23 protein-coding genes are annotated in these 21646 nt (G+C 39.2%); 20 read left to right on the forward strand and 3 right to left on the reverse strand.

From position 1 onward, the window contains the following. The first annotated feature begins 25 nt into the window (after window positions 1–25). From RU86_RS09980 to RU86_RS10000, 5 genes are all read left to right on the forward strand, one after another. Window positions 26–1102: an LLM class flavin-dependent oxidoreductase gene (locus RU86_RS09980; RefSeq protein ID WP_096815171.1), complete on the forward strand. Its 1077-nt coding sequence runs from the start codon at window positions 26–28 to the stop codon at window positions 1100–1102. Beyond that, entirely contained in the window at window positions 1099–1668 is a 570-nt protein-coding gene (locus tag RU86_RS09985) for an NADPH-dependent FMN reductase (RefSeq protein WP_096815172.1), read from the forward strand. Before RU86_RS09980 ends, RU86_RS09985 begins: the two co-directional genes overlap by 4 nt. 223 nt (window positions 1669–1891) lie before the next feature. Next, a complete protein-coding gene (locus tag RU86_RS09990) occupies window positions 1892–2536 on the forward strand; it encodes a TetR/AcrR family transcriptional regulator (RefSeq protein WP_096815173.1) in 645 nt (214 codons plus the stop codon). Then, entirely contained in the window at window positions 2533–3807 is a 1275-nt protein-coding gene (locus RU86_RS09995; RefSeq protein WP_096815174.1) for an MFS transporter, read from the forward strand. The genes RU86_RS09990 and RU86_RS09995 overlap by 4 nt, the downstream gene beginning before the upstream one ends. Before the next feature lie 132 nt (window positions 3808–3939). After that, window positions 3940–4518 carry an isochorismatase family protein gene (locus RU86_RS10000; protein ID WP_096815175.1) on the forward strand — a complete coding sequence of 193 codons (579 nt, stop codon included), beginning with the start codon at window positions 3940–3942 and terminating at the stop codon, window positions 4516–4518. Window positions 4519–5286: 768 nt separating this feature from the next. Here RU86_RS10000 and RU86_RS10010 read toward each other — a convergent pair. After that, window positions 5287–5937: a cell division ATP-binding protein FtsE gene (locus RU86_RS10010; RefSeq protein ID WP_096815177.1), complete on the reverse strand. Its 651-nt coding sequence runs from the start codon at window positions 5935–5937 to the stop codon at window positions 5287–5289. A gap of 253 nt (window positions 5938–6190) precedes the next feature. Here RU86_RS10010 and RU86_RS10015 point away from each other — a divergent pair, with 253 nt between their 5' ends. After that, window positions 6191–7009, forward strand: coding sequence for an Rgg/GadR/MutR family transcriptional regulator (locus RU86_RS10015; protein ID WP_179296273.1), 819 nt, complete (start codon window positions 6191–6193; stop codon window positions 7007–7009). Window positions 7010–7141: 132 nt separating this feature from the next. Then, a complete protein-coding gene (locus RU86_RS10020; protein ID WP_096815179.1) occupies window positions 7142–7540 on the forward strand; it encodes a hypothetical protein in 399 nt (132 codons plus the stop codon). Between the two features lie 58 nt (window positions 7541–7598). Here RU86_RS10020 and RU86_RS10025 read toward each other — a convergent pair whose 3' ends face one another. Both RU86_RS10025 and RU86_RS10030 read right to left on the reverse strand, forming a co-directional pair. Next, window positions 7599–8456 carry a DegV family protein gene (locus tag RU86_RS10025; protein WP_096815180.1) on the reverse strand — a complete coding sequence of 286 codons (858 nt, stop codon included), beginning with the start codon at window positions 8454–8456 and terminating at the stop codon, window positions 7599–7601. Next, the gene (locus tag RU86_RS10030; protein WP_047914776.1) at window positions 8446–9021 is read right to left on the reverse strand and encodes a DUF1836 domain-containing protein; all 576 of its coding nucleotides are present in this window, start codon (window positions 9019–9021) and stop codon (window positions 8446–8448) included. Before RU86_RS10030 ends, RU86_RS10025 begins: the two co-directional genes overlap by 11 nt. Window positions 9022–9389: 368 nt before the next feature. On the opposite strand from RU86_RS10030, the gene RU86_RS10035 reads away from it, so the two are divergent. From RU86_RS10035 to aspS, 13 genes are all read left to right on the forward strand, one after another. Then, window positions 9390–10598, forward strand: coding sequence for an argininosuccinate synthase (locus tag RU86_RS10035; RefSeq protein ID WP_079504783.1), 1209 nt, complete (start codon window positions 9390–9392; stop codon window positions 10596–10598). A gap of 277 nt (window positions 10599–10875) precedes the next feature. Next, window positions 10876–12264, forward strand: a complete 1389-nt coding sequence (argH, locus tag RU86_RS10040; protein WP_342743759.1) for an argininosuccinate lyase — start codon at window positions 10876–10878, stop codon at window positions 12262–12264. Between the two features lie 138 nt (window positions 12265–12402). After that, entirely contained in the window at window positions 12403–12747 is a 345-nt protein-coding gene (rnpA, locus tag RU86_RS10045) for a ribonuclease P protein component (protein ID WP_096815181.1), read from the forward strand. Window positions 12748–12807: 60 nt separating this feature from the next. Further along, on the forward strand, window positions 12808–13623 hold the full coding sequence (locus RU86_RS10050) for a YidC/Oxa1 family membrane protein insertase (RefSeq protein ID WP_096815182.1): 816 nt from the start codon (window positions 12808–12810) through the stop codon (window positions 13621–13623). 69 nt (window positions 13624–13692) lie between these two features. Then, on the forward strand, window positions 13693–14583 hold the full coding sequence (jag, locus tag RU86_RS10055; protein ID WP_096815183.1) for an RNA-binding cell elongation regulator Jag/EloR: 891 nt from the start codon (window positions 13693–13695) through the stop codon (window positions 14581–14583). A 135-nt stretch (window positions 14584–14718) separates the two neighbouring features. Beyond that, on the forward strand, window positions 14719–14853 hold the full coding sequence (rpmH, locus tag RU86_RS10060; protein ID WP_047914782.1) for a 50S ribosomal protein L34: 135 nt from the start codon (window positions 14719–14721) through the stop codon (window positions 14851–14853). 140 nt (window positions 14854–14993) lie between these two features. Continuing rightward, complete coding sequence (locus tag RU86_RS10065) at window positions 14994–15914, forward strand: aldo/keto reductase (protein ID WP_096815184.1); 921 nt, start codon at window positions 14994–14996, stop codon at window positions 15912–15914. Between the two features lie 137 nt (window positions 15915–16051). After that, window positions 16052–16318, forward strand: coding sequence for an IreB family regulatory phosphoprotein (locus tag RU86_RS10070; protein ID WP_047914784.1), 267 nt, complete (start codon window positions 16052–16054; stop codon window positions 16316–16318). Then, window positions 16318–16740 carry a Holliday junction resolvase RuvX gene (gene ruvX, locus RU86_RS10075; RefSeq protein ID WP_179296275.1) on the forward strand — a complete coding sequence of 141 codons (423 nt, stop codon included), beginning with the start codon at window positions 16318–16320 and terminating at the stop codon, window positions 16738–16740. The genes RU86_RS10070 and ruvX overlap by 1 nt, the downstream gene beginning before the upstream one ends. Window positions 16741–16763: 23 nt before the next feature. Continuing rightward, entirely contained in the window at window positions 16764–17087 is a 324-nt protein-coding gene (locus RU86_RS10080) for a DUF1292 domain-containing protein (protein WP_096815186.1), read from the forward strand. A 158-nt stretch (window positions 17088–17245) separates the two neighbouring features. Next, the gene (locus RU86_RS10085; RefSeq protein ID WP_096815187.1) at window positions 17246–18667 is read left to right on the forward strand and encodes an aminotransferase class I/II-fold pyridoxal phosphate-dependent enzyme; all 1422 of its coding nucleotides are present in this window, start codon (window positions 17246–17248) and stop codon (window positions 18665–18667) included. A gap of 104 nt (window positions 18668–18771) precedes the next feature. Then, a complete protein-coding gene (codY, locus tag RU86_RS10090; RefSeq protein WP_096815188.1) occupies window positions 18772–19560 on the forward strand; it encodes a GTP-sensing pleiotropic transcriptional regulator CodY in 789 nt (262 codons plus the stop codon). Between the two features lie 283 nt (window positions 19561–19843). Next, window positions 19844–21607: an aspartate--tRNA ligase gene (gene aspS / locus RU86_RS10095; RefSeq protein ID WP_096815189.1), complete on the forward strand. Its 1764-nt coding sequence runs from the start codon at window positions 19844–19846 to the stop codon at window positions 21605–21607. The last annotated feature ends 39 nt before the right edge of the window (window positions 21608–21646 follow it).

Raw genomic sequence — 21646 nt, forward strand, 5'->3', positions numbered from 1 at the left:
TAATGGTAAAAAAGGATGTATGACTATGCCAATACAAAATAACTTTGTTAAAAAGATTGATACAAAAAAGGGGATTGAATTTGGTATCTACTCTCTTGGGGATTTAATGGCTAATCCGCATAATAATGACTCTTTATCAGAAAAACAAAGACTCAATGAGTTTATTGAAATTGCAAAAATGGCGGAACAAGCAGGGATTGATGTTTTTGATCTTGGAGAAAGCCATCAAGAGTATTTTGTCTCACAGGCACAAAGTGTGATTTTAGCGTCAATTGTTCAAGCGACAAAGAAAATTAAACTCGTATCGGCTGCCTCATTAATTAGTATCCATGACCCGGTTAGAATCTGGGAAGATTTTGCGACGCTTGATCTCTTAAGTGATGGTCGGGTTGAGCTAGTCGGAGGGAGAGCTTCTCGTGTAGGTGCATTCGACCTTTTTGGGATAGATTTGCAAAATTACGAGGATATATTTAACGAAAAATTTGAATTACTACAGTTACTTAATCGTGAGGAGTATGTCACCTGGAATGGCAAGTACAGATCTCCCTTGAATAACGTTCGTGTGTTGCCTCGACCAGAAAGTGATCATCTGCAAATTTGGCGTGCTGTTGGCGGCCCCGCATCCAGTGCAATAGCTGCTGGATCCACTGGCACACCGATGGTCTTAGCACATTTAAGCGGCCCTACCTCTTATTATAAACGCACGATTGACCTTTATAGAAATGCTGCGCAACAAAATGGATATGATCCAAAAACGTTGCCTATCACAACAGCAGGATTCTTTTATACGGCACAAACGACACAACAAGCGCTACAAGAATATTACCCGCACATTTCTTCTGGTTTTAAGCTATCAAATGGACAAGATTTCCCTAAACAAAATTTTGCACAAGCAACAGATCCAGACAGTATCATTAATGTTGGTGATCCAGAGTTGATTATCGAAAAACTGGTGCACCAACATGAACAGTTTGGTATGCAACGTTATATGGCGCAAATAGATTTTGGCGGTGTCCCTATTGATAACATCAAGCGGAATATAGACATAATTGGGACTAAAATATTACCCGAAGTAAAGCGGAGGACAAGCCTTAAATCATGAAATATCTTTTATTAAATGGGTCTATAGTGGGCAAAAAAACTCGGACCATGCTTGATACGTTTAGCGTGTATTTAGAAAATCAAGTTCTTGATAATGACCGAATTGAGCTGATCGACTTGCGTAATCAACAAATAAATTTTAGTGATGGGCGTAACTGGCAAGATAATCAAGGTGATACGCTTGAGGTGCTTCAAAAAATAATGGCTGCTGATGTTATTATCTTAGGAGTCCCTACCTATCAAGCGGCTATTCCAGCACCTTTGAAGAATCTTTTTGATTTATTACCAGAGGGTGCTTTTTATCAAAAAACCGTCGGGTTTCTTGTATCAGCTGGGACAGCAAAACATTTCTTAGTAATGGAGTTTCAGTTAAAACCAATTTTAAGTTTTATGAAAGCAAATACGCTGTCTAATTATGTTTTTGCACAAGACTCAGATTTCAACGGCTCTAAAATCGATAGTGATGCGATACGCATGAGGTTGGCAAGTTATGCAGAGGATGTAAAAGTCATCTCAGAAACATATAGCAATCAAATTAAAAAACAAGAAAATAGTTATGGATTTTAAAAGTAGTTGTGCTGTAAAAAATGTAGTTATTTGAGGCACATCTCAGTCAAAAACCACCATTTTATAGAGAAACTCTCTATAAAATGGTGGTTTTTTTTAGTTATACAAACTGTTTAAATAAAGTGTGGGATAACAACTGGCTACGATAATAATTGACAAGCTGACTTTAAACATGTTATGATAAAATAAAAATAAACCGACCGTCGGTACAAAAAGGAGTAGCATGAAATCAAAAAAAGGTGAAATAAGGCTGCATGAGATTTTAGATGCAGGTGAGCAGTTGTTTAGCCAAAAAGGATATGATGAGACAACGATTAATGACGTCTTATCACGAGTTGATATCGGAAAGGGGACATTTTACCACTATTTTGATTCCAAGCTATCACTTATGACACGTATAATTGAACGCATGATGGCACAACTTGCTCAGATGGTGACTGACATTGCTAACGATTCCAGTTTAGCAGCTCATGACAAAATGACACAGGTATTATTGCAGCTGAATCAATCCGGCAGCCAAGCCCATGGTATGATTGAGGGGCAATCGGCACCTCAAAATGCAATCCTGCATCAGGCTGGTATTGTGGCATCCGTGCACAGCATGACACCAATTCTAGCTAAAATCATCGAGCAAGGTATCGATGAGGGCGTCTATCATACTCCTTATCCGTTTGAGACAATCGAATTTATTCTTGCTAGCAATCAATTCTATTTTGATGTCAGCGCATTTGGCTGGCAGAAAGAGGAGATGTACCAAAAAGGAAAATCATTTATTCGTATCATGACCCTATCTCTTGGAGCCAAAGCAGGTAGTTTTGATTTTTTATTGCCCTTTTTCGAAGCTCAGGTTAACAAGGAGATGTCATGAGTGCTTATCTAATTGAAAATAGTTCGCTCAAACAAATTCGAAAATCGATTGTTTCAAGTTTGGTTGGGCAACTTGGTTCTCAGTCTTTTAATTTTGCCTTAGGCTTGATGTTGTTAACCAAGACGGGGTCATCATTAAGTTTTGCCGCATCACAAGTCATCGGCCCAATCATCAGCCTGTTATTTGTGCCTATTGTTGGTCCCACTGTTGATAGACTAAGCAAAAAGCAGGTAATTGCGGTGTCACAGATCGCTACGATTGGCGGTTTGATCGGGTATGCATTAAGCCTTCGATACTTTGCGGTTAACATCTTGCCACCGACCCTGATTTTGATCACGATTTTAGCAGTCTCAGATCAGTTTACCTTAACAGCCTACAATGCGGGCGCAAAAGGATTAGTGCTAGATGACCATCAGACCAAACTCAGAGGCTTACAGCAATCTGCGGCGGCTATTGGCCAGTTTATTGCACCGATACTGGGTGCAGCTCTCTACAGTGTCGTCCCCTTCACCTTATTTGTCATCATTGAAATAAGCTGTGAACTGGTAACACTAGGTATCGCTCTATCATTAAACTTCCAGCTCAATGTAGGCGTGGGAGAAAAGCAAATAGGTCAAGATGATTTATCATTTTCAGCTGGTCTAACCTTTTTTAAAAAACAAAAGACCTTAATTTCGTTACTCGTTTTGGCCTTATTCATGAATTTTTGTGTGGGTGCCTTTACGATTGGGATCGCAAGTGTCTTGATTACGAGCTTAAAATTTTCAGCGACGACTTATGGTTTTGTACAGTCTGCCTTTGTGTTCGGTAGTATGCTTTCGGGGCTTGTTATTTCTCAGGTGAAGGCTAGCAAGTATCCCTTGCAAAAGGTATGGGGTGCGATGATTGGTATTGCCTTGTGCTTGCTTGTATTTGGCGTTGTCCCCTTCATTTTTGAGAAATCAGTTTTGACGGCAGGCTTGATTATGCTGACTAGCTTCATACTTGCAGGTATTTCAAATTTAGTAAATGTCCCATTTTTTAGCTGGTTAGGTGAGCATATCCCAGAACAGATGCAAGGTCGTATATTTGGACTGGTCACAACATTTGCGACTGCGCTCACACCGATTAGTTTTGCTATTTTCGGTTGCTTATATGATGTGAGAACACTGCCAACCCTCACGATGAATCTGTGGATTTTTTCCTGCTGTAGTCTAGGTGTTTTAAGTTTGTACGTCATTGGTAGAGTGATTTTGAAAATTGATTTGAAACATGTTACGATAGTTGACTAAGTTGTCTATTTAGGTGAGTAAGTCGTGCGCTAGCCTGCCTTCGTTTTAGTATTGATTTAGCACTATTTATAGGAAGTAGATAGAGGTGAAACTGAACTTTTAAAATACAAAAAATAAAGGTAAAATAGAGCTATGACATCTTTAAACTTAAGCAAAACAGCTTATCTTGCAATTGACTTGCAAGATGGGATTCTCAATAATGGCGTTTTAGCGCCTTATGCGCCTGATGCTGTTTTACTTGCGGCAAACCAATTAGCTGAAGCCTTTAAAAATACAGAAGCGTTAATCACATTGGTAAATGTTGATGCGACTAGTTTTCATTATTTACACCCTGCTCGCTATACACGTGAACAAACAATTAAAGTACCAGACAGCTATATGCAGCTGTCAATGGCGATTGCAACTGATGACACAGCAAGCAATGTGGTGAAAATAACCAAACACAATCCAGGTGCCTTTTTTGGTACAGATTTAGATTTACAGTTACGTCGTCGTGGCATCGATACAATTATCTTATCTGGTCTGACAACTAGTAATGGGGTTTATGCAACAGCGTTAGATGCTTTTCAACATGGCTATCACTTATATATCGTTGAAGACGCGACTTCTGACCGTGATCCAGGCCTGCATCACCTCTTCTTCGACAAACTCTATCCAAAACTTGGCACAGTAGTCACACTTGCTCAAATCTTCTCTATGATAGGTAGATGAGCCGGTGTCGCAAAACAATTTGGGCTAGAGACATCATCAGCTATCAAAGAGATAGGCCAATACGATAAAAAATCGACCAGTTTATTGCCCTAGTCGATTTTTGGTTGAGTTGATTTATTGAGCAGCCTACATTGCAACTGAAACGTAACTGGCTATAACCCCATTTTTTTATTAATTTTTATTGCGGCGATGTGCCGGATAAAAAAACTTTGTAAGATGAATAAAATCGAAAGTAGTACCATATAAAGTAAAACGTTTAGATAAATAGAGACCATTGACTCATTGCTTAATTGATAGGGAAATAGGGTAGTTAAAGATGATGCCAGTTGGTTAAAAACAAGAATACCCATGCAACTGCCGATTAGTATAGCTTCAATATATGTGATACAAACTTCTACTAATAAATCAGAATAAATAGCGTTTGATTTAAAACCAAGCAGTACCTTGAGTTCACTCTCATCATGACGCAAACTTTTTAAGAGGCTATATTTAGAGTTAAAACTAAATAAGATATAAATGAACAAGCTGAAGCATAGGATGCCAACTGAATAGGCTAGTATAGTCAAAAAAATAGTAGCGGGTGAAGTCCGACTAAGTTGTAGTTGCATATCGTCAGCCATGTCGTGATCTGAAATCAAAAATTTGAGTTTATTTAAAAATTGCATCGACGAGAAACACAGGATATTAATAGCCTGTATGATACTTAAAATAACTATACTTTTAAAATCATTTCCCCTTTTAAAATTTCTCTTTATCATATATAAATAATTAGCCATTTACTATCTTTCCATCCGCCAAAAGAATCGTTCTATATTGATACCTACGTTTTATATCTGTGTTATGAGTCGTCATGATAATGGTTGTGCCCTTCTGGTTTAATTCAGTCAAGATAGCCATGACATTCACTGCATTTTGGGGATCTAAATTGGCAGTGGGTTCATCTGCTAGAATGATAGATGGCTTGTCTACGATAGCTCTTGCAATCGCAACTCTCTGCTGTTCTCCACCAGATAGGTTTGCGGGGTATTCAGCTAAATATTGCGCTATCTTTAATCTCTTTGCCCAATACTGTACAATTTTCTTCACATTTTGTTTATTTTCCAACCCCCCTAACCTGTATGAAATATTTTCAAAAACGGTTTTATCTGCTATCAATTTGTAGTCTTGAAATATAATACCGATTTTCTGTCTGGTATGTTGTAGGCTATCAAAATCTAATACCTGTATATCTTGCCCATTAATTATGACAGTCCCTTCATAGCTTAAGAAATTGCCATAGATCAATTGATGAATAGATGATTTTCCTGATCCGCTTTTTCCTACCAGGTATGCGAATTCTCCATCTTGAATTTCCATACTGATATCTCTCAAGACTAAGGCGTCTTTTAGTTTTAAAGTGACATTTTCAAATTGAATCATGCTAGATCCTCCTAATGCGACATCAAATAGGAAACTTAAGTTTCCTATTCAATTTGTTAAGGCTTATATTTTTAGGGGTGTAATAATGAAGAGATAAAATAAAACACTGTATAATTAAATTGTAACACATTAGTACCTATTGGGTTGCATGCGCACGATTTTTGATAGGGCCTATTATCATCCTACCGCGCATTTTGATATAATGAATAAAAGATTAACAGTAGATGTTTACCACGTAAAAGGAGTAGTTAATTTGATAACTTATGGTAAAGGGTTTAAGATACTTCGTGAACAGAAACAGCTTGCCTTGTCCTACTTTGAGAAAGTAGGGATTAATAAAGGCGATTTATCTCGTTTTGAAAATGGGAAAGTCATGATGGGGTTTGAAAGAATCGACCTCATGCTCCAAGCCATGAATGTGAGTCTGTCGGAGTATGAATTTTTGCTGAATCATCACGTGATGGCTTATCAAGACGAATTTTTTAGTCAATTGGAAGCGGCGGATTTTTCTCAAGACCAAGTTAAATTAAGCAAACTCTATGCAGAGGCCTTAAGCTCAGGTGACCCTCACTTATCTGTAGCTGTAAAAGCCTGTCAACAAGCGCTTGATCCTAAATCCCGTGCTATGATTGCCGATTTATTGAATAAAGTCAGTAAATGGGGCTACTTTGAACTATCTTTAGCCTATTTTACGCTCAGAAGTTTACCTACTTCTGAACTGCTCCTTTTTTGTCAAGAGTTTGAAAATAAATGTGGTAACTATATCACGATTCCAAAATATTATAGAAGAATCTACCAAATCGCCTATCGTGCGATAATCGTCTTGTCACTTCGCAAAGAAGTAGGACTTGCTCGGCACATTTTACAGTTAACCGATTATCCTCATCTTGGTCATACTGACTTTTACATAGCCACCCTAAAAGAATTGGCAGAGGGGGTCGTCACTATGACCTTTGATGACCAGATGCTAGGTGAGCAGAAAATCAATGCTGCTTTTGACCTGATGGCACGTTTAGGCAGCCGTCACTTGGTTACTTATTATAAAAAAGAAATAGGCACTGATACTCTATAAAATCCGTTGGGAAAAACCAACGGATTTTATTAGTCCTTTCATCAAAAACAGATTACAATAGGCTTGTTACAACAATCAAAAAAGGCACTTAACTTTTGTGCTTTACTGACAAACTTGAAAGGACAATCTCACATGCACACCTTAACTTATCGAAAAATCGTCAGACTCTCAGGACTCTACGATTTTGTGTTCACCTTACCCTTTGTTACGCCCTGGACTTTCCAGATGCTCAATCAGGTTTTAAATGAGGTGTCACCTACACCTGCTTTTGAACCGATTCATGTCGTCTTTGTTAATCTATTTGGGTCTATCGTCATTGTTTGGTCCATCCTTCGTATCCGTTCTCCCAAGGCCATCTATGGTGCTTATGATGCTGCTAGCCGCTTACTTTTTTTCACCTGGTTTATGACTTATCTCTTAACCTCTGATTTTCATCCTGCCATATTGATCTTCGGTCTCTTAGAAATAATCTGGTTTATCGTGCAAGGTTACGGGTTTTGGAAATTACCAAAATCAGAACGTTATCTCTAAATGATTATGGTACTAAAAAAATCATATCAAAGTAAATTTGGTATGATTTTTTTCGTTCTTAATCTAATAACTGTGCGCCAAGACCAATCAATCCTGGTCCAGTATGGACAACGAGCGCGGGTGATATTTGACCAAACAAGACTTCGCTTGCTTGCGGAATAGCTGCTTTTAGGACCTCAACGAGAATCAAGGCTTCTTTTTCAGCATTCCCATGGGCGACAACGAGTCTTACTTTTTTGTGATCACCAACATAGGCTTTGACGAGGCTAACCGTTTTCTCAAGGCTTTTTTTGCGCCCCCGTGATTTAGCGACGGTATGATAGATACCCTCGTCATTACATGAAATAATCGGGTTAAGCTTGAGCGCATTACCAAGGATAGAGCTGACAAGGCCGATACGACCCCCTTTTTGGAGATATTCAAGTGTTGCGACGCTAAAAAAGATTTTACTTTTAGTGACATCATCGGATAGGGTCTTTGTAATCTGCTCAAAAGTTTGACCTTCTGAAATGAGTTCAGCAGCGCGGACGGCTTGAACGCCAGCACCAATACCGATGTTTTTGGTATCAAACATGAAGGTCTCAAGATCTGGGAAATCTTTGGCAATCAGTCTGACCGAGTTAAATGTACCAGATAAACCACTTGAAATCGTGATCGCAATCAATTGTTTATAGCCATCAGCAATGATTTGCTCGAAGATATTTTGAATGACGGCCCCTTCAGGCAGCGATGTTTTTGGGATTTCGACTGGTAAGCGGTCATAAATCTCTTCCGCAGTAATATCCACTTTATCCGTAAATTCAGCATCTTTATAGATGATTTTCAAAGGAATCACATAAAGATTGTCTGCTTGTGTTAGAGTTTGTGGGACATCACATCCTGAGTCTACAAGGATGGCAATTTTTTTATTTGTCATTTGAGGGTTCCTCTTTATTTTCCATGAGTCTGCTATCAAAAGCAAGTTCAATGCTTTTTTGAGCTAATAGTTTTGCAGCAAGTGATGAGGTAGCAGCTGTGACGATAAAAAAGTCTGGTGAAACTTGCTTTGAGAACAAGCCAGCCGTCTCAACACCTTGTACTTGTTTGCCGACCACGTTGAGCGATTCCTCTAAGACATTACAAAAAATATTGTAAGCTTCATGGATACCACTGACGCGACCTTGATAGACGATACCAGTTTTGATTTCAGGTATGGTCAGCACTTGTTTTAATAGGGTAATTGCGATTAAAAAGGCAAGATGGACACGAGAATATTTTTTCTTGACAGGTGCAGGAATCAGCGCCAACTTAACATAGTTGTTGACCATCGACTTGGTCAGCATCGGTTGTTCTTTCTGCGGTAAAATGGGTGAGAGGTATTTACTAACCAAGCTGATGACCTGGTCCATATAAAGTTCGATATCGGGTAACTCGTCCCAGCGTGGTAAGGTAGCTGTTTCGATTTCATTCCCCCATTCAGAACCAGTGAATAATTTTGACATAAGTAGTGTACTTTCTAGGTGCATGGTATGATATGTAGTTATAGATACTAGATATAGTTTACTATAAAATGAAAATAAAGCAACTTATAACAATTGTGGGTTTTTTAACAAGTCTTGATAGGGGGCTTAAGGCAGGTTAAATGAAACACTTATTATAGTAGCAAATAGGAGAGAATGGATTAGCTGCTTGTATGAGCTAGTAGAGCTGGTGATAAGCTAGTTCATTTCAGGTTAATCTCATTACATTTTAATATATAATCAATAATCAGGTTTTTTTGAAAAAATATACAGAAAAACACTTGACTTATGTATTTTTATGCACTATAATGAATATATAATCAAAAACAACTTATTTAGGAGTGATCATTATGACAAAAGAAAAAATAGTACTCGCTTATTCAGGCGGCTTAGATACATCAGTAGCAATCAAATGGTTGGTAGACGAAGGATACGATGTTGTCGCAGCTTGTTTGGACGTAGGTGAAGGTAAAGATCTTGATTTTATCAAAGAAAAAGCCTTGACTGTCGGTGCAACAGAGTCTTACGTGATCAACGCCAAAGAAGATTTCACGCATAACTATGTCGGCTATGCCATCAAAGGTAACCTCATGTATGAGCAAAAATATCCGCTTGTGTCTGCCTTATCTCGTCCTTTGATTTCAAAAGCCTTGGTTGAAGTAGCGCGTGAAACAGGTGCTACTGCGATTGCCCATGGGTGTACAGGTAAAGGTAACGACCAAGTTCGTTTTGAAGTAGCCATTCATTCACTTGCACCAGACTTAAAAGTCTTAGCACCAGTGCGTGAATGGAAGTGGTCACGTGAAGCTGAAATCGAATATGCAAAAGCAAATGGCATTCCAGTTCCAGCTGACCTTGATAATCCTTACTCGATCGACATGAACTTATGGGGACGCGCGATCGAAGCGGGTATTCTTGAAAATCCTTGGAATGAATGTCCTGAAGAAGCATTTTTCATGACAACTTCTATCGAAAATGCACCAGACCAAGCAGAATTTATCGAGTTAACATTTGAAAAAGGGATTCCAGTTGCGCTAAATGGCAAAGCACTGCCTTTGTACCAATTGATAAATGATGTCAATGTGATCGCAGGTAAACACGGCATCGGCCGGATTGACCATGTGGAGAACCGTCTTGTTGGGATTAAATCACGTGAAATTTATGAGTGTCCAGGGGCGACAGTGATTCTGAAAGCCCATAAAGACATTGAGGATATCACATTTGTTCGTGAAGTCTCTCATTTTAAACCAGTGATTGAAAATGAATTATCAAATACGATTTATAATGGCCTTTGGTTTAACCCAGCGACAGATGCCTTGAAAGCTTATATCGATAGCACACAAGAAGTGGTTAATGGGACTGTTAAAGTTAAACTTTATAAAGGGAATGCGATTTGTATTGGCCGGAAATCACCTAACTCACTTTATGATGAAAACTTGGCAACTTACACAGCTGCTGATGAGTTCGATCAAGACGCAGCAGTTGGCTTTATCAAATTATGGGGCCTACCATCACAAGTGAATGCGCAAGTCTGGGATAAACTCAATAACGAAAAATAAGCGACTTATAGCAAGGACTTCAAATAAACCAAGTCAGGGAACTGGATTTGAGCGAGTAGGACTAATAAACGCTACAGTGATTGCGATTAGTCAAAATAGGATCATGAAATTAAGTGTAGTCAGAGAATTACAATTTCATATTAAGGCGCTATGATAGGCGCTTTTTTGCTAAATCAAGCGATGCATAACGCCCAGATGATTCAGATGATATAAATAGATTAAAAACCCTAATTTTAGGTATACTAGAAGTAAGATGATAGAAATGGTGGAGAATAACATGGCAAAATTATGGGGCGGTCGCTTTGAAGCTGGTTTGGATAAGAAAACAGAAGCTTTTGGGGCATCGATTACGTTTGATAAAAAGATGGCACGTCAAGACTTAAAAGGCAGTTTAGCGCATGTGACGATGTTAGCGTCAACTGGTATTCTAACTGAGCAAGAGGCCGACATCATCAAGACTGGTATTCAAAAAGTCGAAGCAAAATATGAAGCCAACGAGATCGACTTCAAAATTGAGCATGAAGACATCCATATGAACATGGAAACCTATCTCCATGCTGAAATTGGTCCAGTTGCAGGGAAACTGCATACAGCACGCTCACGTAACGATCAGGTCGCGACAGATATGCACCTTTGGGTCAAAGATACCTTGGATGAGACTTTAGATAAACTACAAAATTTAAGAGAAGTTTTAGTTAATCTGGCTTCTGAGCACGTTGAAACCATCATGCCTGGCTATACGCATCTGCAACATGCACAACCAATCTCTTTTGGGCATCATATCATGGCTTATTACAGTATGCTGACGCGTGATGCAGAACGTTTTGCATTTAATATCAAGCATGCTGATATTTCACCCTTGGGTGCAGCAGCATTAGCAGGGACCACTTTCCCAATAGACCGGAAAGAGACTGCTGAACTCATGGGCTTCAGTGACGTCTATGTTAACTCTATAGATGCTGTCAGTGACCGTGATTTTATCTTAGAATTTTTAAGTAATGCTAGCCTACTCATGATGCATCTGTCACGTCTTTGTGAAGAAATTATTCTGTGGTGTAGTCATGAATACAAATTTGTGACACTATCGGATGCTTTTTCTACAGGCTCATCTATTATGCCACAGAAGAAAAATCCGGATATGGCAGAATTAATTCGTGGCAAATCTGGTCGTGTTTATGGGAATCTCTTTGGCTTGTTAACGGTCATGAAGTCATTACCACTTGCCTATAATAAAGATTTACAAGAAGATAAGGAAGGCATGTTTGATACAGCTGAGACGATCTTGACAAGTCTTGATGTCATGAGTGGGATGTTATCCACGATGACAGTCAACGAAGGGATCATGTCAGCTTCTACTGAAAAAGACTTCTCAAATGCGACTGAGCTAGCTGACTATCTGGCAGCTAAGGGCTTGCCTTTCCGCCAAGCGCATGAAATCGTTGGTGCAATGGTGCTAGAATGTACTAAGACCGGCAATTACTTGCAGGACGTGCCCTTATCACGCTATCAAGAAGTATCAGAATTGATCGAAGCTGATATTTATGACACCCTAAATTCAAGAACAGCTGTCGCACGTCGTAATTCTTTTGGTGGCACAGGATTTGAACAAGTCAAGCTGCAAATTGAATTAGCAAAAGCAACGTTGCAACAGGAGGTTAAGGCATAATCTGTCTTAAAAATGGCCATTATGACGAAAACGTAGGTAGGGCTAGATCATAAGTGAACAAATGTGTCTATAGCAAGATGCATTTTTTTCGCTTTTGTGGTAAAATTACTTAGATAACTTACTGTAGGAGAAACTAGTTTGGCACTCAAGAAAGCGTTACGTATTAAGAAAAAAAGAGACTTTGATACTATTTTTTCTGCCCGAAAATCGACTGCCAATAAAAAATTTATTGTCTACGAAATCCCATCGCAAACAACACATTTTAGAGCTGCAGTATCTGTCAGCAAAAAAATCGGGAATGCGGTGGTTCGTAATCGGATAAAACGGCTTGTCAGACATGCTTTGGTTCCCCTCTCATCAGAGTTGTCACAAACAGATTTTGTGATTATTTGTCGACAGGGTGTCGAGACGCTCAGTTTTGAAGAGGTTCAAAAAAACCTAGTACATGTCTTAAAAGTATCAAAAATATATAAAAAAGTCTAAGTTATTTGACCTGATGCGCGTGTCACAGATCGGTTAGCTACAGAAGAAAAAGGAAGAAACGTGAAAAGAAAAATTAAATTATCAGTGCTATTAGCTCTAGGGGTCCTCGTTTTAGCAGGATGTGGTCGTTCAGATATCACTGCACAAACAAGTGGTGTTTGGGAGAAGTTTGTTTATGGCTTTGCTCAAATCATCGACTTCCTATCATTTGGTGGTCTTGTTGGGGTTGGGATCATCTTGTTCACGCTGATCATTAGAACGGTTTTATTGCCACTAATGCATATTCAGATGAAGTCGACGCGTAAGATGCAAGACGTACAACCTGAGTTGAAAAAAATTCAAGCGCAATATCCAGGAAAAGATACAGAAAGTAAACGTATCGTTGCTGAAAAAACGCAAGAAATTTATTCAGAAAATGGGGTTAACCCTTACATGGGCTGTCTGCCGTTACTGGTTCAAATGCCGATTCTATGGGCTTTGTTCCAGGCCATCACCCGCGTTGGTTTCCTAAGAGATGGTCATTTCCTTTGGTTTGATATCTCGGGTCACGATCCATATTTCATACTTCCAGTTCTTGCGGCACTGTTTACATTTGCTAGCTCATGGTTAACCATGAAGGCAGCACCTGAGAAAAACACGATGACAACCAGCATGACTTATCTGATGCCGATTATGATTTTTGTAATGGGAATCAGTGTCGCTGCAGGGGTTGCCTTGTATTGGACAGTTTCAAATGCCTATCAAGTTTTCCAAACCTTACTTTTGAACAATCCTTTTAAGATTCAAGAGGAACGTGAGGCGAAACTCAAAGCTGAAAAAAATAAAGGGAAAGTCAAACAAAAAGCATTAGCAAACGCGAAAAAGAAAAAGAGATAATTAAAGTGTCATGTCTCGGCAGAATGAATGAGTTAAGCTGAGAGACCTATAAAAAGGAGTAGTTAATTTATGGCTATTTTTACTGGGAATACAGTCGATGAAGCAATTGAACGTGGCTTGAAAAAGCTTGGTGTTAAACGAGAAACTGTCCATATTCAAATCCATCAAAAAGATAAAAAAGGGTTTTTAGGCATTGGGAAAAAACGTGCCCGTATCCAAATTGACCCGATTCATGAAGAAACGGTTCGTCAGGCAGATCGATTAGCGACGCGTGGGCTTGATGCAGACTTCATAGCCGAATCACCAAGGGTGCAGTCGGCAATGGAAGCAACGGTTGAGTTATCACAGGTCATCAAGGCTGTAAAAGCTGCTGAAAAAGCAAGTACAGGCGACCTATCTCAGGAAGCTAAAGATGCGATTATCGAAGAAGCAAAACTTGAGATTGCTGAAAAGAAGTTAGTTGACCAAACAAATACGCCAGATATAGAGATAGATGATAGCCAATCAAGTCAGAACAAGGTCATCAAAGAAGTGGCCAAGTACTTGACGATTATTACCCAGGATATAGGTGTGCCTGCATCGGTTTCTGTTAGGCAAGATGGTAATCTCACGATTTTTACACTCAAGTCATCGCAAGATGGTTTGCTAATTGGTAAACATGGTAAAATCTTACAGGCTTTACAGGTTCTGGCTAAGGCCTATGCCAATAGCTTGACTGATGAGCGTGTCACGCTAGCGATTAATGTTGGGGATTACCACGAAAAACGAAAAGTTTACATCACAAGTCTAGCCCACCATGCCGCTAAACGGGCTGCTAAAGGCGAGGTCGTCTATATTAATGACTTACAAGGAAACGAGCGAAAGATCGTACATGCCATTATCGCGCGTGAGGCAGGCGTATCTAGTCATTCAACTGGACGGGAAAATGGCAGATATATTATCGTTACAAAAGAAAAATAAGATCATATTGACATCGCCCGTAAAAAGCGATATAATATTAAGGTATGTTTAGTAACTGATCAAAAGCCTAGGCTAGACATAATGATTGTAGGTAATGCCTACAAACAAAAATTCTGTACAGGAGGAAAAAAACTTATGAAACGCACTTTTCAACCAAGTAAACGTAAACGCCAAAAAACACATGGTTTCCGTAAACGTATGGCAACTAAAAATGGCCGTCGCGTAGTCGCTAGCCGTCGTCGTAAAGGACGTGCAGTTTTAACTGCCTAACACATAAAAAAGAACATGGAAACTCGAGTCCATGTTCTTTTTTTACACAATGAATTAATGACTACCATAGTTTTTTAGTGATAAACCAATCATTTTTTGATATAATTGAAACCGATTACACTATTTTATAGGAGGCAATTATGAAACAACTAAACATTGCAAATACAGAGATGAAGGCTAGCCAAATCGTCCTTGGCTGTATGCGGATGAATGAGCCGGGTAGAGACGCGGCTAAAATTATTCAAACGGCCTATGACCATGAAATCAATTTTTTTGACCATGCTGATATTTATGGGGGTGGTGAATGTGAGACAATTTTTGCTAAAGGGTTAAAAGAGACCTCGATTTCTCGTTCAGATATTTATCTACAGTCTAAGGTTGGCATCAGACCAGGTATTGCCTTTGATTTTTCAAAGCAACATATCATCGAAGCGGTGGAGGGGTCTTTAAAACGACTAGACACTGACTATCTAGATGCTCTGCTCTTACATCGCCCGGATACATTGGTTGAGCCAGAAGAGGTAGCAGAAGCTTTCTCTATGCTCGAAAAAGCAGGGAAAGTTAGGGCATTTGGTGTGTCAAATCAAAACCCTGGTCAAATCGAGCTATTGAAGACTGCTGTCAAACAGCCACTTCATATCAATCAACTACAGTTTGGTTTAAAACATACTGGAATGATTGATACAGGGATTAATGTTAATATGGACAATCAGGCTGGAATTGTCCGAGATAGTGGTATTCTCGAGTATTCTAGAATACAAAATATGACCATCCAAGCCTGGTCGCCTTTCCAATATGGCTTTTTTGAGGGTCCTTTTGTAGGCAATACTAAAAAATTCCCTGAGCTGAATACAAAATTAGCAGAGCTAGCTGACCAGTACGAGAGTACGCCATCAGGTATCGCGATTGCTTTTATCAATCGTCACCCAGCTAATATGCAAACCATCATTGGGACGATGACGACGTCACGCATCATTGAAGTGACTGATGCGGCTGATATTGTCTTAACACGTGACGAATGGTATGCCCTCTATCAAGCAGCGGGTAATCTATTACCATAATAAAAAAATGCTAAAGTCTATCTGTTTAGGAGATACGCTTTAGCATTTTTTCAGTTTTTAAGTTCCTAATTTGAAATTTTGAGCAAAATAACATATAATAAAACTAACTAGAAAATATCAGAAGGTGGGTGGCAACTATGAGTTTTACAGATGAAACTGTACGTTTTGAGTTTGACGACTCGAGCAAAAAAGAGATTGGTGAAACTCTCGCCAGTGTTTATGTATCTCTTGGTGAAAAAGGGTATAATCCCATTAATCAGATGGTAGGGTATGTTTTGTCTGGTGATCCAGCATATATTCCACGTCATAATGATGCTAGAAATAAAATCAGACGCTTTGATCGCGATGATATCGTGGAAGAGCTAATCAAGAATTATCTCAGAGACCAAGGTATTGACCTGTGATGCAACGCATAATGGGGTTAGATGTTGGTAGCGTCACGGTCGGTGTTGCAGTCAGCGATCTTTTAGGCTATACCGCTCAGCCTGTCGAAACGATTCGGATTAATGAAGCAAAAAAAGACTACGGGTTTGACCGTATCGCGGAATTGGTAAAAGAATTCCAACCTGCTAAATTTGTCTTGGGTCTACCTAAGCACATGAATAATGATGAAGGCATTAGGGCGCAAGCAAGCCGTCATTATGGTGACTTACTAGTTGCTGAGTTTGGGATTCCTGTTGCATATCAAGATGAACGGCTCACGACAGCACAGGCAGAGAAGATTTTGATTCAAGGGCATACACGCCGTGAAAATCGAAAGAAATACATTGATAAATTGGCTGCAGTATTGATTTTACAAAATTATCTTGAGAGCCATAACTTTTAAAGAATAACATTAGGAGTCCAAAAATGACTGAACATACACACGACCACGACCATAACCACGAACATGAACAAGAGTTTATCACATTAGTTGATGATCAAGGGAATGAAACATTGTTTGAAATTCTATTGACGATCGATGGTCAAGAAGAATTTGGTAAAAATTATGTTCTTGTCGTACCTGCCGGTGCAGAAGAAGACGATAACGGAGAAGTTGAGATTCAAGCTTATGCCTACACACAAAGTGAAGATGGTACTGAGGGCGATTTGATGCCGATACCAGAAGATGCTAACGAAGAATGGGATATGATTGAAGAAGTATTCAATACATTTGTAGAAGAGCAAGATTAAAGCTAAAAAACCCGCCCTATCTGGTGTTAAATCAGATAGGGCGGGTTTTTTGTTTTGCTATGGGATATTTTTAGTGAGGCGACTATACCCATTCTTGACAATCAGGCGCTTAAATGATAAACTAACGTTAGCTAATTAAAACTAACGAGGAGTGTGGCATGGAAAATAAGTTGATTGAACTCAGAGAAAAATCAGGATTTAGCCAAGCAGAAGTCGCCAGGAAGATTGGCGTTTCTAAGCCATCTTATTGGGCTTGGGAAAAAGGAAATGCGAAGCCAAAAGAAGAAAGTCTGCAAAAGTTAGCTGTTTTATATGACGTTGCCATAGAAGAACTAACGACAGAAACTAACGAAACGGAGAAAGTGATGTCAACATTTGAAAAATCGAGTAAATTAGAACATGTAGCCTATGATATTCGTGGTCCTGTTTTAGATGAAGCTAACCGCATGCGTGCAAATGGCGAAAAGATTCTACGGTTAAATACAGGCAATCCAGCTGAGTTTGGTTTTACTGCACCCGATGAAGTGCTTAGAGATCTAATCATGAATGCACGCGACAGTGAAGGCTACTCTGACAGTAAAGGTATCTTTAGTGCTCGTAAAGCAATCATGCAATATTGCCAGCTTCATGGCTTTCCAAATGTAGATGTTAATGATATCTATACGGGTAATGGTGTGAGTGAGTTAATCGCCATGGCCATGAATGGGCTTTTGAATACAGGAGATGAAGTCCTGATACCCATGCCTGACTATCCGCTTTGGACAGCATCTGTTAGTTTAGCAGGTGGGCATGCGGTTCATTATCTGTGTGATGAAGGGGCTGAGTGGTATCCGGATATTGCAGATATTAAATCAAAAATTACATCTAATACCAAAGCAATCGTCATCATTAATCCTAATAATCCAACGGGTGCGGTCTATCCACGTGATATTCTGCTAGACATTGTTGAAATTGCCCGTCAAAATGACTTGATTATCTTTTCAGATGAGATCTATGACCGAATTATTATGGATGGCATCAAACATATTCCCATTGCCAGTTTAGCACCAGATTTATTTGTCGTGACGATGAATGGCTTATCAAAATCGCACCGTGTAGCCGGATTTCGTGTTGGGTGGATGGTGCTTTCAGGAGATAAAAGTCGCGCTAGAGGCTATATAGAAGGTCTAGATATGCTGGCTAATATGCGCTTGTGCTCAAATGTCTTAGCACAGCAAGTCATCCAAACCTCTCTGGGTGGGACACAATCCGTGGATGAACTCTTGTTACCGGGAGGTCGCATCTATGAGCAACGTGAATTTATCTATAAGGCCATGAATGAAATTCCAGGAATTTCAGCAGTCAAACCTAAGGCAGCATTCTATATTTTCCCTAAAATCGATACGGCGAGATATAATATCCATAACGATGAACAATTTGTTTTAGATTTCCTCAAGCAAGAGAAGATTATGTTGGTTCATGGCCGCGGCTTTAATTGGAAAGATCCTGACCATTTCCGTATTGTTTATATGCCACGAGTAGATGAACTTGCTGTTATTCAGGAGAAGATGACACGCTTCTTACATAAGTATCGTCAGTAAATTGTGTTGAAATAAAAAACAATAAATAATTTTCTGAATATTGTTGTATTTCTGAGTTATTTTGTTATAATGAAGCTATCCAAACTTTATAAAACGGGAGAATCATGGCTACTTTATTAGAAAAAACAAGAAAAATCACAGCGATTTTACAAGAAGGGTTAAATAATTCAAGTGAAGAATTACCCTATAAAGGTTTATCAGAACGTCTATCAGCAGTGATCGACTGTAACTCTGTCGTTATTGACGGACACGGTGATGTACTTGGCTATGCAATGCCATATAAGACAAACAACGACCGTGTTGAGGCGATGTTTGATAAACGCAAACTGTCGACTGAATATGTGCAAGTTGCCTCACGTACTTATGATACTGAAGCAAACCTATCATCAGATGCGCTGTTATCTTTGTATCCACAAGAAGTCGTAAAAGACTACCCAAATGGTAAAACAACAGTGGCACCGATTTACGGTAGTGGCTTACGACTAGGAACATTTATCATCTGGCGCAACGAAGGCGAGTTTGATGAAGAAGATCTTGTCTTGGTAGAGATGGCAACAACGGTTATCGGTATCCAATTATCAAATCTACAGATTGAAAAAATGGAAGAAAGTATCCGTAAATCAGCAGCTGTTAACATGGCAGTCAGCACTTTATCTTATTCTGAAATGAAAGCTGTTAAAGCGATTCTTGAAGAACTTGGTGGAGAAGAAGGCCGTTTGACAGCCTCAGTGATTGCGGATAAAATCGGTATCACACGTTCAGTTATCGTCAATGCATTACGTAAACTTGAATCAGCCGGTATTATTGAATCTCGTTCTCTTGGTATGAAAGGCACTTATCTAAAAGTTGTCAATACTGGTATCTACGAGAAACTTGAAGGCCGTAACTTCTAAAAATTGTAAACGAAAAATAGCAGTAGTCTTATACAAAATCAGTCTAGAGAACACCTGTCGCTGGAAATGGTGTCTGATCCATAAGATGAAAAACACTGTTTTTAGCTTAAAGTGAATAAAAAATGAGGTTACTTGTCGATTGATCAGTAACGAATTAAGGTGGCACCACGATTCTCGTCCTTTTCAGACGATGTTTGTGGTGTTATTTTTATATCAAAAAATTAGCAAAAACCGCAACTTGAAAAATTAACAAACTAGTATGTATATATAAATAGGAGAAAATATGAGAACAAAAACAAGTGAGACGATTACCAAACAGGGTGAAACAGTTACAGTAAAAGGATGGGTGAATTCCCGTCGTGACCATGGTGGTGTCATTTTTATCGACTTACGCGACTATGCAGGCTTATTACAAGTCGTGATTCAGCCTGAACATGTCACGAATTTTTCAGCAGCAGAGCACTTGCGTGATGAGTATGCGATTTCGGTTACTGGAACTATTCGCGCGCGTGGTGAAGGCTTAGCAAATCCAAATTTAGCAACTGGTGAAATTGAATTAGTTGCAGCATCTTTTGAAATCTTGAATGCGTCTAAACCACTCCCAATTTCGCTAAATGAAGCCAATAAATCTAGTGAAGACTTACGCTTGAAATACCGTTATTTGGATTTACGTCGCTCGAAAATGCAAGAGACCTTAAAGCAACGTGCCAAATATTTATCATTTATCCGTCGTTTTATGGAAGACCAAGAATTTTTAGAAGTCCAAACACCTATTTTGGCCAATTCTTCTCCAGAAGGCGCGCGTGATTTCTTGATTCCAAGTCGTATTCATGCTGGTAAGTTTTATGCCTTGCCACAAGCACCACAACAGTTTAAGCAGTTACTCATGGTTGGTGGGATTGACAAGTACTACCAAATTGCGCCATGTTTCCGTGATGAAGATCCTCGTGCGGACAGACTTTACGGTGATTTTTATCAACTTGACTTAGAGCGTGCCTTTGTTGAAGACGGTGAAGAAATCCGTACTGAGATGGAAGTCCTCATCCAAAATTTAGTGACAGAGTTTGCTGGAAAAGCCTTAGTGACGTCTGAAATTCCGCGTATTGCCTATGAAGATGCCATGAACATCTACGGAACAGATAAGCCTGACTTGCGCTTTGGTATGACCTTGGTTGACTTAGATGAGACGCTTGCGACAACAGAGTTTGCTGTCTTTAAAAATGCTAAAAAAGTGAAAGCAATTTGTGTCAAAGGGGCAGCTAGTTTGTCACGTTCACAAATTGATAATTTTACTGAGATTGCTAAAAAAGAAGGTGCTGGTGGGCTTGCCTACTTAACCTTTGTTGATGGTGGCATCAAGTCACCCATCGCAAAATTCTTAACAGAAGCAGAGCTAGCTGAAATTACTGAAAAAACAGGTGCTGAAGATGGTGATATCGTCTTCTTTGGAGCTGGTAAACCTGCTATGGTTAATAAAGTACTTGGTAGAATGCGTAATGAATTTGCTGATTTCTATGATCTTAAAGATAAGAACCAAGTTGCCTTGTGTTGGGTTGTTGATTTTCCATTTTACGAGTATGATGAGAAAAATCGCAAAGTTGATTTTGGACACAATCCGTTTTCACTTCCTAAAGGAGGCCTGTCTGCTTTAGAAGCTGCCAAGACTGATGCTGATAAATTAGCAATCAAAGCAGACCAATTTGACATGGTCATGAATGGCTATGAGATCTGTTCAGGTGCTGTTCGTAACTACAATCCTGAGGTCATGTATAAGGCATTCAATATCTTAGGCTATGATAAATTCTTTGTAGAAGAAAAATTTGGTGCCATGCTTGAAGCCTTCAAGTTTGGTGCGCCACCCCATGCTGGGTGTGCCTTTGGCTTGGAACGTATCTTCATGGTATTGACTGGTGAAGATAATATTCGTGAAGTTGTTGCCTTTCCAAAAAGTGCAGCAGGTGTTGATTTGATGATGGACTCACCAAGTGATGTTGATCCAAAACAATTATCAGAATTGAAGTTGGTTTTGGATATTGATTTTGACTAACCTCCCTATAAACTGATATAATAAAACTTGCAATCAGTC

It is taken from the genome of Pseudolactococcus piscium (assembly GCF_002441695.1).
GTDB lineage: Bacteria > Bacillota > Bacilli > Lactobacillales > Streptococcaceae > Pseudolactococcus > Pseudolactococcus piscium.

Bases quoted from the DNA above. Each gene is read 5' to 3' on its own strand.
- RU86_RS10070 (WP_047914784.1), top strand. From the start codon at position 16,052: ATGAGTTTTACAGATGAAACTGTACGTTTTGAGTTTGACGACTCGAGC.
- RU86_RS09980 (WP_096815171.1), top strand. From the start codon at position 26: ATGCCAATACAAAATAACTTTGTTAAAAAGATTGATACAAAAAAGGGG.
- rpmH (WP_047914782.1), top strand. From the start codon at position 14,719: ATGAAACGCACTTTTCAACCAAGTAAACGTAAACGCCAAAAAACACAT.
- RU86_RS10025 (WP_096815180.1), bottom strand. From the start codon at position 8,456: ATGACAAATAAAAAAATTGCCATCCTTGTAGACTCAGGATGTGATGTC.
- RU86_RS10085 (WP_096815187.1), top strand. From the start codon at position 17,246: ATGGAAAATAAGTTGATTGAACTCAGAGAAAAATCAGGATTTAGCCAA.
- codY (WP_096815188.1), top strand. From the start codon at position 18,772: ATGGCTACTTTATTAGAAAAAACAAGAAAAATCACAGCGATTTTACAA.
- aspS (WP_096815189.1), top strand. From the start codon at position 19,844: ATGAGAACAAAAACAAGTGAGACGATTACCAAACAGGGTGAAACAGTT.
- RU86_RS10030 (WP_047914776.1), bottom strand. From the start codon at position 9,021: ATGTCAAAATTATTCACTGGTTCTGAATGGGGGAATGAAATCGAAACA.
- ruvX (WP_179296275.1), top strand. From the start codon at position 16,318: ATGCAACGCATAATGGGGTTAGATGTTGGTAGCGTCACGGTCGGTGTT.
- RU86_RS09995 (WP_096815174.1), top strand. From the start codon at position 2,533: ATGAGTGCTTATCTAATTGAAAATAGTTCGCTCAAACAAATTCGAAAA.
- argH (WP_342743759.1), top strand. From the start codon at position 10,876: ATGGCAAAATTATGGGGCGGTCGCTTTGAAGCTGGTTTGGATAAGAAA.
- RU86_RS09985 (WP_096815172.1), top strand. From the start codon at position 1,099: ATGAAATATCTTTTATTAAATGGGTCTATAGTGGGCAAAAAAACTCGG.
- RU86_RS10000 (WP_096815175.1), top strand. From the start codon at position 3,940: ATGACATCTTTAAACTTAAGCAAAACAGCTTATCTTGCAATTGACTTG.
- jag (WP_096815183.1), top strand. From the start codon at position 13,693: ATGGCTATTTTTACTGGGAATACAGTCGATGAAGCAATTGAACGTGGC.
- RU86_RS10035 (WP_079504783.1), top strand. From the start codon at position 9,390: ATGACAAAAGAAAAAATAGTACTCGCTTATTCAGGCGGCTTAGATACA.
- RU86_RS09990 (WP_096815173.1), top strand. From the start codon at position 1,892: ATGAAATCAAAAAAAGGTGAAATAAGGCTGCATGAGATTTTAGATGCA.
- RU86_RS10065 (WP_096815184.1), top strand. From the start codon at position 14,994: ATGAAACAACTAAACATTGCAAATACAGAGATGAAGGCTAGCCAAATC.
- RU86_RS10010 (WP_096815177.1), bottom strand. From the start codon at position 5,937: ATGATTCAATTTGAAAATGTCACTTTAAAACTAAAAGACGCCTTAGTC.
- RU86_RS10020 (WP_096815179.1), top strand. From the start codon at position 7,142: ATGCACACCTTAACTTATCGAAAAATCGTCAGACTCTCAGGACTCTAC.
- RU86_RS10080 (WP_096815186.1), top strand. From the start codon at position 16,764: ATGACTGAACATACACACGACCACGACCATAACCACGAACATGAACAA.